Consider the following 13783-nt stretch of genomic DNA (forward strand, 5'->3'; position numbering starts at 1 on the left):
CCCCACCGCTCGTGCGCTCGCGGCGGTGCCCCCGCAGGAGGGCCGGACGGGTCAGCGGCGCACGCGGCGGCGGAACGGCCCGTGCGGTGCGCCCGCGACCTCCCCGAGCAGCGCGGCGTCGTCCGCGGCGGAGCCGGTGACCCCGGGGCCGCCGGGCGGGGCGACGGTCTCGTACACGGTGAGGATCCGCTGGGCGACCACCGACCAGTCGTACTCGGCGACGACCGCCCGGCCGGCCGCGGCGAGCTGCTCCCGGCGGGCCGGGTCGGCGAGCAGGCCGCTGACGGCGGCGGCCAGCGCGTCGGCGTCCCCACGGGGCACCAGCACCCCGGCCGTGCCGCCGGCCAGCACCCGGCCGAACGCGTCGAGGTCGCTGGCCACGACCGGGGAGCCGGCGGCCATCGCCTCCAGCAGGATCACCCCGAAGGACTCCCCGAGCAGGTTCGGTGCGCAGTAGACGTCGACCGAGCGCAAGAACGCCGCCTTGTCCCCCTCGGTGAGCTCCCCGAGCAGGGTCACGTGCCCGCGGAGGTCCTCCCCCACCAGAGCGGTCAGCGCATCGGGGTCACCGCGGCCGGCCACCAGCAGCCGGGCGTCGGGGTGCTCGCGCACGACCTGCCGCAACGCGTCGAGCAGCACCGGCAGGCCCTTGCGCGGCTCGTCGTAGCGGCCGAGGAAGCCGATCGTGGGCACGGCGCGGTCGTGGGTGGGCAGCAGGGGGCCCTCGGCGAACGCGGGCACGTGCACGCCGTTGGGGATCACGACCGCGTCCCCGCCGAGGTGCTCGACCTGCACCCGGCGGGCGAAGTCGGACACCGCGATCCGGCCGCTGATCTTCTCCAGCCACGGCCGCACCCACGGCCCCAGCGCCGCGAGGAACTTCGACCGGGTGGTGGCGGCGTGGAAGGTCGCCACGATCGGCCCCTTCGCGACGATGCAGACCAGCAGCGAGACCGACGGCGAGGCGGGCTCGTGCACGTGGACGACGTCGAACGCGCCCTCGCGCAGCCAGCGGCGCACCCGCGCGGCGGACACCAGCCCGATCTGCATGCTCGCCATCGAGCCGTTGTAGGGCACCGGCACCGCCCGCCCGGCCCAGGTCACGTGCTCGGCGGGCAGGTTCTCCTCGTGCTCGGCGGGGGTGAGCACCTCCACGTGGTGCCCCAGCCCGCGGAGGGTCTCGGCGAGGTCGCGCACGTGGTACTGGACACCGCCGGGGACGTCCCACTGGTAGGGGCAGACCAGCCCGATCCGCATCAGGGCGCCTCCGCGGGCGCGCGGTCGCCGGGGCCCACCCCGGGCCAGATCCGGCCGAGCACGTGCCAGTCCTCGGGCGCCTCGGCGATCGAGGCGGCGAAGGCGTCGGCGACCTGCTGCATCCCCGCGGTGACCCGCTCCCGCAGCCGCCCCGGCCCGTCGACCGGCACCGGCGGGTGCACCGTGAACCGCCAGCCGGCGCCGTCGAACCGGCACACCGCCGGCAGCAGCACCGCCCCGGTCTGGGCGGCCAGCAGCGCCGGGCCGCCGGGCATCGTCGTCGCCCGGCCGAAGAAGGTGACCGGGACGCCGCCCCCGGAGAGGTCGCGGTCGACCAGCAGACACGCCGTCCCGCCGGTGGCCAGCCACTCCCGCAGCACGGTGGCGCTGGGGCGCTCGCCGCCGGTCAGCGGCACGACCCGCATGCCCAGCTGCTCGCGGTAGGCCACGAACCGGCGGTACAGCGACTCCGGCCGCAGGCGCTCGGCGACGGTGACGAACTCCCCGCCCAGGAAGTGCACCAGCCAGACCCCCGCGGCGTCCCAGTTGCCGCTGTGCGGCAGGGCGAGGACGACGCCGCGGCCCTCGGCGTGCGCCCGTTCCAGGTGCTCCCGGCCGACCATGACCGAGCCGCCGACGATGCGCCCGGTGCTCAGCGTGGGCAGCCGGAAGGCCTCCTGCCAGTACCGCGCGTAGGACCGCATCCCGCGCCGGGTGAGCTCGGCCAGCGCGGCGTCGTCCAGCCGGCCGCCGCTGACGACGTCGAGGTTGGCCCGCAGCTGCTGCACCCCACGCCCGCCGCGGCGCGCGGCGAGGGCGCCACCGGCGGCGAAGAGGGCCCGGGCCGCCGGCTCCGGCAGCACCCGGACGGCCCGCCAGCCGGCCGCGTAGCCGCCGTCGGTCAGCCGGTCGCGCAGCTGCCCCGCGCGGCTCACGACGCGGGTCGGCCGGTGGGCTCGCCGGAGGAGCGGGTGGGCAGCTGCATGCCCCTCGACTCCCGCCGGACGGCGACGAACCGCTGCGCGACGGTCACCGCGCTGCCCACGAGCAGCACCCACAGCGCGACGTGCACGGCGTAGGGGATGCCCAGGCCGCTGAACCCGGTGCCGACCAGCACCAGGATCAGCCGCTCGGTGCGCTCGACGATGCCGACGTCGGCGGACAGCCCGACGCCCTCGGCGCGGGCCTTGACGTAGGAGGTGAGCACGCCGAGGACCAGGCACAGCAGGGCGAGCAGCACCAGCAGCCGGTTGTCGCCGGCGCCGGAGAACCACCAGACCAGACCGCCGAAGATGGCGGCGTCGGCGGCGCGGTCGCCGGTGGAGTCCAGGACGGCGCCGAACACCGAGCCGCCCCCGCGGGCGCGGGCCAGCGCGCCGTCGAGCATGTCCAGCAGCACGAAGACGGTGACCGCGAACGCGCCCCAGAACAGGTGGCCGGTGCCGATGCCGAACGCGGCGGACAGGACCGCACCGACCGTGCCGATGGTGGTCACCGTGTTGGCGGTGACCCCGGCGCGCAGCAGGCCGCGCACGACCGGCGCCCAGAACCGGGCGACGGCCGGGCGCAGGTTGACCCCGAGCACTCAGACCCCCTGACCGGTCGCCGGCCACGCGGCGGCCAGCAGCGCGCGGGTCTCGGCGAGCACCTGCGGGAGCACCCGGGTCAGCCCGATCACCGGCATGAAGTTCGTGTCGCCGCCCCAGCGGGGCACCGCGTGCTGGTGCAGGTGGTCGGCGATGCCGGCCCCGGCGACCGACCCCTGGTTCATGCCCACGTTGAACCCGTGGGCGCCGCTGACCGACCGCACCACCCGCATCACCGTCTGGGTGTACGCGCCCAGCTCGGCGACCTCGGCGACGGTGAGGTCGGTGTAGTCGGGCACGTGCCGGTACGGGACCACCATCAGGTGCCCGGCGTTGTAGGGGTACAGGTTGAGGACGACGAACACCGTCTCGCCGCGGGCGACGACCAGCCCGTCCTCGTCGCTCATCGCCGGGATCAGGCAGAACGGGCAGTCGTGGTCACCGGTGGGCTTGTGCTCCCCGCGGATGTAGGCCATCCGGTAGGGCGTCCACAGGTGCTCGAACACCGCCGCCGGGCCCCCCTCGTCGTTGACGACGGGGACCCGCAGCTCACCCGGCTCCCCGGTCACCGGCTCCGTCGTCACTGGGCCTGCTCGGCGGTCGGGTCGGTGTTGTGCCGGGCCGCGACCCAGGCAGCGACCTGCTCGACGGCCTCGGCCACCGGGACGCCGTTGCGCTGGGACCCGTCGCGGTAGCGGAAGGACACCGCGCCGGCCTCGGCGTCGGTGGCCCCGGCGATGAGCACGAAGGGCACCTTCTGCTTGCTGGCGGTGCGGATCTTCTTCTGCATCCGGTCGTCGGAGTCGTCGACCTCCACCCGGATGCCCTTCGCGCGCAACTGCAGGGCGACGTCGGTCAGGTAGGGCACCTGCTCGTCGGTGATCGGGATGCCGACGACCTGGACCGGCGCGAGCCAGGCCGGGAAGGCGCCGGCGTAGTGCTCGGTGAGCACGCCGAAGAACCGCTCGAGCGACCCGAACTTGGCCGAGTGGATCATCACCGGCTGCTGGCGGGTGCCGTCGGCGGCGCTGAACTCCAGACCGAAGCGCGCCGGCTGGTTGAAGTCGTACTGGATGGTCGACATCTGCCAGGTGCGGCCGATGGCGTCCCGCGCCTGGACGGAGATCTTCGGGCCGTAGAAGGCCGCACCGCCGGGGTCGGCGACGAGCTCCAGGCCGGTCTCCCGCGCCGCCTCCTCGAGCACCTGGGTGGCCAGCGCCCACTCCTCGTCGGAGCCGATGAACTTCTCCGACTCCCCCCGGGTGGACAGCTCCAGGTAGTAGTCGTCCAGGCCGAAGTCGCGCAGCAGCCCGAGCACGAAGGCCAGCAGGTGCCGGATCTCACCGGGCGCCTGCTCGGGGGTGACGTAGCTGTGCGAGTCGTCCTGGGTCAGGCCGCGGACCCGGGTCAGGCCGTGCACCACACCGGACTTCTCGTACCGGTAGACCGAGCCGAACTCGAAGAACCGCAGCGGCAGCTCACGGTAGGACCGCCCGCGCGACCGGAAGATCAGGTTGTGCATCGGGCAGTTCATGGCCTTGAGGTAGTACTCCGCGTTCTCCAGCTCCATCGGCGGGAACATGGTGTCGGCGTAGTACGGCAGGTGCCCCGAGGTCTCGAACAGCTGCGCCTTGCTGATGTGCGGGGTGCCGACGTAGTCGAACCCCTCCTCGATGTGCCGGCGGCGGACGTAGTCCTCCATCTCCCGCTTCACGACCCCGCCCTTGGGGTGGAAGACCACCAGGCCGGAGCCGATCTCGTCGGGGAAGCTGAAGAGGTCCAGCTCCGAGCCGAGCTTGCGGTGGTCGCGGCGCTCGGCCTCGGCCTGCTGCTCCTGGTACGCCTTGAGGGCGTCCTTGCTCTCCCACGCGGTGCCGTAGACCCGCTGCAGCTGGGGGTTCTTCTCACTCCCCCGCCAGTAGGCGGCCGCGCTGCGGGTGAGGGCGAAGGCCGGGATGTTCGAGGTGCGCGGCAGGTGCGGGCCGCGGCACAGGTCGGTCCAGACCGGGTCGCCGGTGCGGGCGTCGACGTTGTCGTACATGGTCAGCTGGGCGCCGCCCACCTCGACGTCGGCGCCCTCGGCGGCGTCGGCTGCCCCGCCCTTGAGGCCGATCAGCTCCAGCTTGTACGGCTCGTGCGCCAGCTCGGCGCGGGCGGCGTCGTCGTCGATCTCCCGGCGGCGGAAGTGCTGGCCGGCCCGGACGATCTCGGTCATCTTCTTCTCGAGGGCCACCAGGTCCTCGGGGGTGAAGGGCCGCTCGGGGTCGAAGTCGTAGTAGAAGCCGTTCTCCACCGGCGGGCCGATGCCCAGCCGGGTCCCGGGGAACAGCTCCTGCACCGCCTGGGCGAGCACGTGCGCGGCGGAGTGCCGGATGACCGCACGGCCCTCGGCGCTCGCAGCCGGCACCAGTTCGACGTCGGTGTCGGCGTCGGGGGTCCAGGCGAGGTCCTTGAGGTCACCGGTGGCCAGCTCACGGACGACGACCGCGCCGTCGGGGCCCTTCAGCGGCAGCCCGGCGTCCTTGAGCGCCTGCAGGGCCGTCGTCCCGGCCGGCACCCGGACGGGGGCGGCGGAGGACGGCTCGGGAGCGCTGGGCATGCGGGAACTCCTTGTCGTACGGCTGGTCAGGCCGCGGGTTGGTAACCGCAGACTAATGGGCGCCGGCGACCGGGCGGGTCAGCCGGGGACGATGCCCAGCCCGGCGGCCACGGCGCCCCGGGCGTCCAGCACGGCGGCCACCCGCCCGGTCGTGGCCGGGTCGGCGGGCAGCAGCCGGACGGCGTCCTCCCCCAGCTCGATCTGCACCGGCACCGCCTCGGCCCGGGTCACGGTGAACCGGCCGTCGGGGCCGCGGGTGAAGGTGAACCGGGCGATCACCGAGTCCTCGGTGTCGTGGCCGCGGGTCGAGTGCTCGGCCAGCGCGTTGCCCAGGCCGTAGGCGGCCCACTCGCCGTCGATGCGCACGAACGGCTGGACGACGTGCGCGTGGTGGCCGAGCACCAGGTCGACGTCGGGTGAGGCGAGGAGGGTGCGCACGGCCTCCTCCTGCCCGGCGGTGGGCTCGTGGTCGTACTCGGCGCAGCAGTGCACGCTGGCCACCACCACCTCCGCACCGGCGGCCCGGGCGGCGGCCGCGTCGGCCAGCACCCCGCTGACGTCGGGCACGGAGAAGGTGTCGACGGCGAACGGCTCCCCCGTCGGCAGCGGCACGCCGTTGAGGGAGAAGGTGGCTGCCACGTGCCCGACCCGTACGCCGCCGACGTCGACGACCCGCGGGGTGTCGGCCTCGGTCTGGCTGCGGTACGTGCCGGTGTGCGCGATCCCGGCGGCGTCGAGGGTGTCCAGCGTGCGCACCAGGCCGTCGAACCCGTCGTCCAGGGAGTGGTTGGACGCCGTCGAGCACAGGTCGTACCCGGCACCGGCCAGCGCGTCGACGACCTCGGGCTGGACGGCGAAGCTCGGGTAGCCGGAGTACGGGCCGCCGGGCGGGGCGACCGGCGTCTCCAGGTGGCAGATCGCCAGGTCGGCCGCCTGCAGCACCGGCGCCACCCCGGCGAACACCGCGGAGAAGTCGTACCCGCCGTCGGGACGGCGGGCGCCCTCGGTCAGCGCGCGGCCCTGGTGCACCAGCACGTCGCCGGTGGCCACCAGCGTGAACGACTGCGGCGGTGGTGCGGCCGACGTCGTCGGTGCGGCCGGGGTCGAGGTCGTCGGGGCGGGCACGGCGGCCGGGGGTGCCGGCTCGCTGCTGCAGCCGGCCAGCGCCAGGACGGCGAGCAGCCCGACCGCACGCACCCTGGGAGGACACCACCCGGTGGACCGGCGGAGCGACCCCCGCGCCACCGGGACCGGAACCCTCACGGCGGGGCTCAGCCCAGCAGCCGGACGGCGTCCCCGGCGGCGACCCGGCCGGGGACGCGGACCTCGGCGTAGACGCCCAGGCAGTGCTTCGGCGTGCGGACGACCTCGAGCTCGGCGCCACCGACCTGCAGCCGCCGGCCCACCCAGTCGCGCTCGTCGCCGCCGGTCAGGTGCAGCAGCAGGTTGGCCCGTGGGTCGTCGGCCGAGCACCCCTCGGGGACGTCACCGGCGGCCGCCCGGTCGATCGCCTCCCGGGAGACCAGGTGGACGGCGGCGGCGTCGACCTGCGGCCCGCCGCCGGAGGGGGCCAACCGCACCGGGCGGCCGATCCGCTCGGCGACGGTGACCGTGTCGACCTCGGTGTCGCCGCTGGGCACGATCTCCGCCAGTTGCGGGGTCGTCTTCACCGTGACGCGCTCGCCGGAGCCGGCCTCGACCACCGACCACGCCCGGTCACCGCGCAGTCCGGCCGCCTCGATCTCGACCTCGGGCACGGTGCGGCCGGCCAGGGACTTCACCGGGTAGACGGAGAGCTGGTCGACCACACCCACGACGTCGTTCACCCCGGGGACGCTACCGGCAGCGCACCGAGCTCCTCGTCGACCAAGTCCATCGGTTTGCGAGACTCGCGCTGTGACGGGAGCGGGGACCGCCGGTGGCCCGCTGACCCGCCGTCTCCACGTCGACCTGCTCCGGGTCGGCAGCGCGGTCTGTCCGCGCCCCTGCACCACCTCGCGCTGACGCCACGCGCCCTCCCGACCCTTCACCGGTCGCCCCTCCCCGCCCGCTCGCCCCCGAGCCGGCACCCCTCTGCCCTGGAGTCGTCATGACCGGAGCCCCTGCTCTCCCCTCCCCCGCCGACCCGTTCACCGCGGACGACGCCGCCGGGCGCCCGCCGCTGGTCGCGCACTGGTTCCTGCCCACCTACGGCGACTCCCGCGGCCTGGTCGGCGGTGGCCACGGCATGGCCGCCACCGCCGCGGGCGGCTCCCGCCCGGCGTCGCTCGGCTACCTCACCCAGGTCGCGCGGGCGGCGGAGACCGTGGGCTTCGAGGCGGCGCTGACCCCGGCCGGGCTGTGGTGCGAGGACGCGTGGCTGACCACCGCCATGCTCGCCGGTGCCAGCGAGCGGCTGAAGTTCCTCGTGGCCTTCCGCCCCGGACTGCTGTCGCCCACCCTGGCCGCGCAGATGGCCGCCACCTTCCAGCGGCACTCCGGTGGCCGGCTGCTGCTCAACGTCGTCACCGGCGGCGAGCCGGCTGAGCAGCGCGCCTACGGCGACTTCCTCAGCAAGGACGACCGCTACCGCCGGGGCGGGGAGTTCCTGCAGGTGGTGCGCGGGCTGTGGCGCGGGGAGACCGTCGACCTGGCCGGTGAGCACGTGCAGGTGGAGGGGGCCCGGCTCGAGACCGTGCCCGACCCGGTGCCGCCGGTCTACTTCGGTGGGTCCTCCCCGCTGGCCGGCGAGGTCGCCGCCGAGCACTGCGACGTCTACCTGACCTGGGGAGAGCCGCCGGCCCAGGTGGCCGAGAAGATCGAGTGGGTCCGCGGCCTGGCCGCCGCGCGCGGGCGCACCGTGCGCTTCGGCATCCGGCTGCACGTCATCACCCGGGACACCTCCGACGCCGCCTGGGCACAGGCGGAGACCCTGCTGGCCGGCATCCCGCAGGGGATGATCGACCGCGTCCAGGCGAACCTGGCCCGCAGCGAGTCCGAGGGCCAGCGGCGGATGCGCGCGCTGCACTCCGGCGGCACCGCCCGCGCCGCCGACCTCGAGGTCTCCCCCAACCTGTGGGCCGGCGTCGGCCTGGTCCGCGGCGGTGCCGGCACCGCCCTGGTGGGCAGCCACACCGAGGTCGCCGACCGGATCGCGGAGTACCACGCGCTGGGCATCGACGAGTTCGTGCTGTCCGGCCACCCGCACCTGGAGGAGGCGTACTGGGTCGGCGAGGGCGTGCTGCCCCAGCTGCAGCGTCGCGGGCTGTGGGCGCCCCCGGCCGGCTCGCCCGCAGCCTCCTCGGCACCGGCCGCCATCCCGTTCACGGGGCGGTGAGCCGGCCTCAGCCCGCCCGCTGCCCGGTCGTGCCGCCCCGGCGGCGCAGCCGGCGCAGCTGGGCGTCGAGGTAGGGGCGGGCGCGGCGCTGGCCGCCGCGCTGGGCGATCGCCCCGGCCAGGGCGGTCAGCGACCGCACCAGCCGTGGCTCGTCGGGGTGCCAGCCACGGCGCTCGCACTCCTCCAGCCACTCCACCGGTGCGGTGTGGCCGCGGTCGGCGTTGCACCGGCGGCAGGCGGCCACCTCGTTCTCCAGCCACGACGGCCCGCCCTTGACCCGCGGGACGACGTGCTCGGTGCTGGGCTCGACGTGCTCGCCGAACTCGCGGGCGCACCAGATGCAGGTGGGCCCGTCACGGTCGACGGCGACCCGCAGGCGGGCGGCGCGGTCCAGTGCCATCGCCGTCCATGGTGCGCCCGTGCCGGCGTCCTGGCCCGGGAACGCGACGAGGGCCAGGTCACCCCGTCGCGGGGGGACCTGGCCCTCGGGCACGGTGGGCGATACTGGGATCGAACCAGTGACCTCTTCGGTGTGAACGAAGCGCTCTACCGCTGAGCCAATCGCCCGTGCTGCTGACAATTGTGCCAGACGCTCAGTGCCACAGCGGCACCCACCCCGGCACCCAGTGCGGCACGCCCGTCAGGTGCAGGGTCACCACGAGCACGCCGTAGACGAAGGCCGCGGTCAGCAGGGCCACCGCGACCCGGACGACGGCGGACTGGCGGCCCAGCCAGTCGGTCCAGCCCTCCACCCGGCGGCGGGCGTACTCGAGCACGCGCTCGGCCCACAGGAACTCCGTCGCCAGCACGAACAGGCCGGCGAAGACGATCAGCCAGCCGGGACCGGGCAGCGGGATGGCCACGATGCCCACGGCGACGACCAGGCCGCCGACGATGCCCACACCCAGCCGGTAGGGGGCCTCGAGGCTCTTGCGGGCGGCGATCCGCCGCCGCCAGCCCGACTCGGCCACGCGCTCCCGCAGGCTGCGGTCCTTCTCGTGCCCGGGCCTGAGCGCGCGCTCACGCCCGGAGGGCAACTGCTCCCCGGGCGGGGTCCGGATGTCCTGTCCGCTCAGCTGGTCACCTGCCCGGTCGCGACGATGCTCGACGGTGTCGTCGGAGCCTGTCGACCGGGCTCGATGCTGATGGCGTACGCGGAGTAGTCGTCGAGACCGGTCGCCTGGGAGCCTACGGTCCGCAGGTCCATCTCGGGAGTGACCACGTCGAACGTCCCGATGGCCACCGGGGAACCGTCGCGCATCCCCCAGACGACGTAGGTCTGACCGGACACGTCGTTGACCGGGAGGCCCTCGGCGAGCACCTGCACCTGACCGTCGCGGGCGACCACCGTGGCCACCGGCCGGCCGTCCTCGGTCAGCGGCGCGATCGCGGCCCGGCCCGGCTGCAGCAGCGACTCGATGACCCGGCTCTGCTCGGCAGCGGTCGTGCGGGCGGCGTCGCGGTCGCCGGTGACGACGACGTTCCACGCACCCAGGGCCAGGACGGCGGCCACGGCAGCGGCGACCAGGGCGGTCGGCACCACCCGCCGCCAGGCCGGCCGTGTGTCGCGGTGCCGGGGAGGCAGCGGTGCGCGGAAGTTCCCGTAGGCGGACGCACCACCCACCGGGACCGCAGCGGGCCGCTCGACCGGCGCCTGCACGACGGGGGGCTCGGGCCGCGCGGCGGGCTGCACCTGCTCGGTCTGCTCGACCGCGGCGCGCAGCCGGTCCCGCAGCGCGTCCGAGGGCTCGGCCTGGGGCAGGTCGCCGGCGAGGGCCGCCATCACCTCGGCGGTGTCGGCCACGGTCTGCCGGCACTGGTCGCAGGTGCGCAGGTGGGCGGCGAAGAGCGTCTCGTCCTCGGGCTCGAGGGCATGCAGGCCCCAGCCCACGGCGAGCTCGTCCCAGGTCCGGTGCTCGTCGTCCCGGCCGGGCTGCTGTCCGGGGGCGGTCATCGGGCGGTCCCGTCGAACGGGGTGACACCGGCTGCCCCGGGGACGCCGGTGCCGAGGGTGTCCTTCAGCCGGCGCATCCCGGCGAGCATGCGCGTCTTGACGGTGCCCAGCGGCGTGCCGGTCAGGGCCGCGACCTCCCGCTGGGTGTACCCGCCGTAGTAGGCCAACGTGAGTGCCTCCCGTTGTGGCTCGGGCAGCGCCCGCAGTGCGCTGCGCACCCGGCCGGCCTCCATCCGCTCCCAGGCGTCGTCCTCGACGTCGCTGGTCTGCACCGGAGCCGACAGGGCCAGGTCGTCCTCGGCCCGCGCGGTGCGGCGACGGTGGGACTCCTCGCGCCGGACGGCGTCCACGGCCTTGTGGTGGACCATCGTCAGCAGCCAGGAGGCCACGCTGCCGCGGGTGCCGTCGAAGGCACCCGGGTCCCGCCAGATGCCGAGGAAGACGTCCTGCAGCACGTCCTCGGCCAGCACGTCGTCGGCGAGCACGCGGCGCGCCAGCGCGAAGGCCGGACGGCGGAACCGCTGGTAGAGGTCGTCGACGGCGCCACGGTCGCCGGCCGCGACACGACGCAGCAGTTCGAGGTCGGCAGCGCCGTCCTCGGTGCTGCGCGCAGGTCGAGTCACGAGGCCCATGGTCACACGACGGGTTCGTCGCGTGGGCCCCGATCGGTTCAGTTCCCTCGACCGCGTCGCCGGACGCCGGCGACCCGGTGACGGGTGGGACTCGTGTGACCCAGGAGGCGGCAGGGGCGCGACACGCCGAGTCCATGCGTAGCCGGAGCCCTTTCTGGGTCGTTACAGGGACATGGCGCGCTACCCGAGGTCTGGCTGCACTGCACGAACCACCCTCCACCTGGTCGGCCCCCAGTCGTGGACGGCCGTCCCGGCGGCCCTGGTCTACGACGCGAGCGACCCCTTCGCCGTCCGGGTCCGCTTCGGCGACGGCGGCGAGGACGAGTTCGACCGCACGGACGACGGGCTGCACGGCTCCGGTCTCGGCGAGGACGTCCCCGACGAGGACGGCGGCGTGGAGTGGCTGCTCAGCCGCGACCTGCTGCGTGCCGGGCTGACCGGGCCGGCCGGCGAGGGCGACGTGCGGCTGTGGCCGGCCCGCGGTGGGCTCGACGTGCTGTTCCTGCAGCTGCGCGCCCCCTCGGGCGAGGCGCTGTTCGAGCTGTCGGCCGCCGTCGTGGGCGACTTCCTGCGCGAGAGCGAGCAGCTCGTGGCGGTCGGGCACGAGAGCGAGGCGCTCCGGGTGGACGACGAGCTGTCGGCGCTGCTGCAGGGCGGCTCGGACCCCTCGGGGCACTGACGCCGTTCCTGCAGGTCCGCACGCGCCGCTGACCTGCAGGAACGACCGGAGGGCCACCCCGGGTACCCCCCCGGTTCAACCCCCGGAAGCGGGTCGGTTAGAGTTCTCCACGCACCGCGAGAGCGGGGCACTGCGGATGTGGCTCAGTGGTAGAGCATCACCTTGCCAAGGTGAGGGTCGCGGGTTCGAATCCCGTCATCCGCTCGGAACCCCGGGCGCTGGTCTCAGGACTGGTGCCCGGCGTGCGGTGGAGTGGCCGAGAGGCGAGGCAACGGCCTGCAAAGCCGTCTACACGGGTTCAAATCCCGTCTCCACCTCGTCTCCTCCGCGGAGCACGAGCGTGGAGGTGGGTCCGGTCGCGAGGCCGGGACGGGCGATTGGCGCAGCGGTAGCGCGCTTCCCTGACACGGAAGAGGTCACTGGTTCGATCCCAGTATCGCCCACCACGAGAGGCCCCAGGTCACCGACCTGGGGCCTTCGTCGTCCCCCGGGCATAACGCTGGTCGTCCCGGCGTGCCGCTCCCCCGGTCCGGGCTCCCCCTGCCCCTCCCGCCGCGACCTGCCGGCCCCTGACCCACCGACCCGTCCCCGCCTGCGCCGGCCGGATGGTCGCCGTCCCGGCCGCGGACCCGTCGAGCTGCCGACCCGGCCCGTCCTCCGCCGTCGTCGTAGTCTCGTTCGCCATGACCGGTGGGACTGTGCAGCGGAGCTCGCGAAGGCCCGCGCCGCGGCGCCCGACCACGCCACACACCCCGCACGCGCGGTCCCGGACCACCGGAGGACCGGCACGGCCACCGGAGCACTCGTGGAACGGCACCTCCTCACCGAGGAGCCGGGTCCGACCGGAGCCGGCGGCGTGACGCGGAGCTGGGGCACGTGGCTGAGCTGAGCACCCACACCGGTGACCCCGTCCCGCTCAGCGACCGGACAGGCCGCCCGCACCCGACCAGTGGAGGACACGTGCACGACCCGGCAGCAGCTGGACCGCCGCCCGAGGACGGGGCGGGACACGACGGTCCCTGGCAGCAGGAACGGCAGGCGAGGTCCTGGTGGACCAGTTCCGATGACCGCGACGCCCGCGCCGAGGAGGCCGACCGGCGGGCGGACCAGCGCGACACCACCGCGCGGGGACGCGACGACACCGCGGACCAGGGGGTCCTGGGTGCACGGGACCGCGAGGCCCTGGCCTACCAGCGGATCCGTGAGGTGACCCGGCGCCTGAACGCCCAGGACGCCGACGAGGCCGACCAGCACCTGCACCTGCAGCTGGCGGCCGAGGCGATCCAGGAGGCGATCGACTCCGGCGCGGACGAGCCGCTGCTCCACCTGCTGCGGCGGGTCCTCGAACTGCTCGACGTGCAGGTCGCCGACGTGCTGGCCGCCGGCGTCCAGCGGTCCGCCCTGCGGGTCGACCTGCAGCACGCGGGGCAGCTCCTGGCCGGCGCAGCCGATGACCGCACCACTGCCGCCTCCGACCGCAGCGCTGCTGCCAGCGACCGGAGCGCGGCCGCCGGGGACCGCGACAGCGCCCGGACCGCGCGCCAGCAGGCCGCGGCCTACCGGGGTCTGGACGACCCGGGGTCGCCGGCACCCTGATCGTCGCGGCGGCGACCGACGCACCTGCTCAGCCGGCGGACCGGGGCCCGCTGGTGCCGGTACCGCGGGCCGGCGACGGTCAGCCGAGAGCCGGGCGCACCCGCTCGTCCCAGAAGCGCCCCACCTCCGCGGCCAGCGCGGCGCGGTCCCCGTCGTTGCGCAGG

The 13783-nt window shown here is 75.0% G+C and carries 14 protein-coding genes and 4 tRNA genes; 6 read left to right on the top strand and 12 right to left on the bottom strand.

The genetic code is table 11. From position 1 onward, the window contains the following. Positions 1 to 51: 51 nt before the first annotated feature. The 7 genes from GCU67_RS18895 to GCU67_RS18925 all read right to left on the bottom strand — a co-directional run bounded on the left by GCU67_RS18895 (position 52) and on the right by GCU67_RS18925 (position 7268). Entirely contained in the window at positions 52 to 1257 is a 1206-nt protein-coding gene (locus tag GCU67_RS18895) for a glycosyltransferase family 4 protein (RefSeq protein WP_163612910.1), read from the bottom strand. Further along, a complete protein-coding gene (locus tag GCU67_RS18900) occupies positions 1257 to 2192 on the bottom strand; it encodes a phosphatidylinositol mannoside acyltransferase (RefSeq protein ID WP_163612911.1) in 936 nt (311 codons plus the stop codon). The genes GCU67_RS18895 and GCU67_RS18900 overlap by 1 nt, the downstream gene beginning before the upstream one ends. Further along, the gene (gene pgsA / locus GCU67_RS18905; protein ID WP_163612912.1) at positions 2189 to 2842 is read right to left on the bottom strand and encodes a phosphatidylinositol phosphate synthase; all 654 of its coding nucleotides are present in this window, start codon (positions 2840 to 2842) and stop codon (positions 2189 to 2191) included. The genes GCU67_RS18900 and pgsA overlap by 4 nt, the downstream gene beginning before the upstream one ends. Beyond that, complete coding sequence (locus GCU67_RS18910; RefSeq protein ID WP_338105152.1) at positions 2843 to 3427, bottom strand: HIT family protein; 585 nt, start codon at positions 3425 to 3427, stop codon at positions 2843 to 2845. It abuts the gene before it with no gap. Next, a complete protein-coding gene (gene thrS, locus GCU67_RS18915; protein ID WP_163612913.1) occupies positions 3424 to 5442 on the bottom strand; it encodes a threonine--tRNA ligase in 2019 nt (672 codons plus the stop codon). Before thrS ends, GCU67_RS18910 begins: the two co-directional genes overlap by 4 nt. A gap of 78 nt (positions 5443 to 5520) precedes the next feature. Next, entirely contained in the window at positions 5521 to 6639 is a 1119-nt protein-coding gene (locus GCU67_RS18920; protein ID WP_338105153.1) for a CapA family protein, read from the bottom strand. A gap of 74 nt (positions 6640 to 6713) precedes the next feature. Continuing rightward, positions 6714 to 7268: an MOSC N-terminal beta barrel domain-containing protein gene (locus tag GCU67_RS18925; RefSeq protein WP_338105154.1), complete on the bottom strand. Its 555-nt coding sequence runs from the start codon at positions 7266 to 7268 to the stop codon at positions 6714 to 6716. 263 nt (positions 7269 to 7531) lie between these two features. On the opposite strand from GCU67_RS18925, the gene GCU67_RS18930 reads away from it, so the two are divergent. Continuing rightward, entirely contained in the window at positions 7532 to 8758 is a 1227-nt protein-coding gene (locus tag GCU67_RS18930; RefSeq protein WP_163612914.1) for an LLM class flavin-dependent oxidoreductase, read from the top strand. A gap of 7 nt (positions 8759 to 8765) precedes the next feature. Here the strand turns inward: GCU67_RS18930 and GCU67_RS18935 are convergent, their stop codons facing one another. The 5 genes from GCU67_RS18935 to GCU67_RS18955 form a co-directional block, all read right to left on the bottom strand. Further along, complete coding sequence (locus GCU67_RS18935; protein WP_163612915.1) at positions 8766 to 9158, bottom strand: HNH endonuclease; 393 nt, start codon at positions 9156 to 9158, stop codon at positions 8766 to 8768. 95 nt (positions 9159 to 9253) lie between these two features. After that, positions 9254 to 9325, bottom strand: a tRNA-Val gene (locus GCU67_RS18940). A gap of 26 nt (positions 9326 to 9351) precedes the next feature. Beyond that, positions 9352 to 9795, bottom strand: coding sequence for a TIGR02611 family protein (locus tag GCU67_RS18945; RefSeq protein ID WP_211661707.1), 444 nt, complete (start codon positions 9793 to 9795; stop codon positions 9352 to 9354). 35 nt (positions 9796 to 9830) lie between these two features. Further along, positions 9831 to 10712 (bottom strand): anti-sigma factor, encoded by an 882-nt coding sequence (locus GCU67_RS18950; RefSeq protein ID WP_163612917.1) that lies wholly within the window; start codon positions 10710 to 10712, stop codon positions 9831 to 9833. Continuing rightward, positions 10709 to 11344 carry a sigma-70 family RNA polymerase sigma factor gene (locus GCU67_RS18955; RefSeq protein ID WP_211661708.1) on the bottom strand — a complete coding sequence of 212 codons (636 nt, stop codon included), beginning with the start codon at positions 11342 to 11344 and terminating at the stop codon, positions 10709 to 10711. The genes GCU67_RS18950 and GCU67_RS18955 overlap by 4 nt, the downstream gene beginning before the upstream one ends. 172 nt (positions 11345 to 11516) lie before the next feature. On the opposite strand from GCU67_RS18955, the gene GCU67_RS18960 reads away from it, so the two are divergent. From GCU67_RS18960 to GCU67_RS18980, 5 genes are all read left to right on the top strand, one after another. Then, positions 11517 to 12023: an SsgA family sporulation/cell division regulator gene (locus tag GCU67_RS18960; protein ID WP_163612919.1), complete on the top strand. Its 507-nt coding sequence runs from the start codon at positions 11517 to 11519 to the stop codon at positions 12021 to 12023. Positions 12024 to 12155: 132 nt separating this feature from the next. Then, a tRNA-Gly gene (locus tag GCU67_RS18965) sits at positions 12156 to 12227 on the top strand. A gap of 42 nt (positions 12228 to 12269) precedes the next feature. Next, positions 12270 to 12340: transfer RNA gene (locus GCU67_RS18970), tRNA-Cys, on the top strand. A gap of 54 nt (positions 12341 to 12394) precedes the next feature. Continuing rightward, positions 12395 to 12469: transfer RNA gene (locus GCU67_RS18975), tRNA-Val, on the top strand. A 430-nt stretch (positions 12470 to 12899) separates the two neighbouring features. Continuing rightward, positions 12900 to 13619 carry a hypothetical protein gene (locus GCU67_RS18980; protein WP_163612920.1) on the top strand — a complete coding sequence of 240 codons (720 nt, stop codon included), beginning with the start codon at positions 12900 to 12902 and terminating at the stop codon, positions 13617 to 13619. The last annotated feature ends 164 nt before the right edge of the window (positions 13620 to 13783 follow it).

It is taken from the genome of Modestobacter muralis, from assembly GCF_010682105.1.
Taxonomy (GTDB): Bacteria; Actinomycetota; Actinomycetes; order Mycobacteriales; family Geodermatophilaceae; genus Modestobacter; species Modestobacter muralis.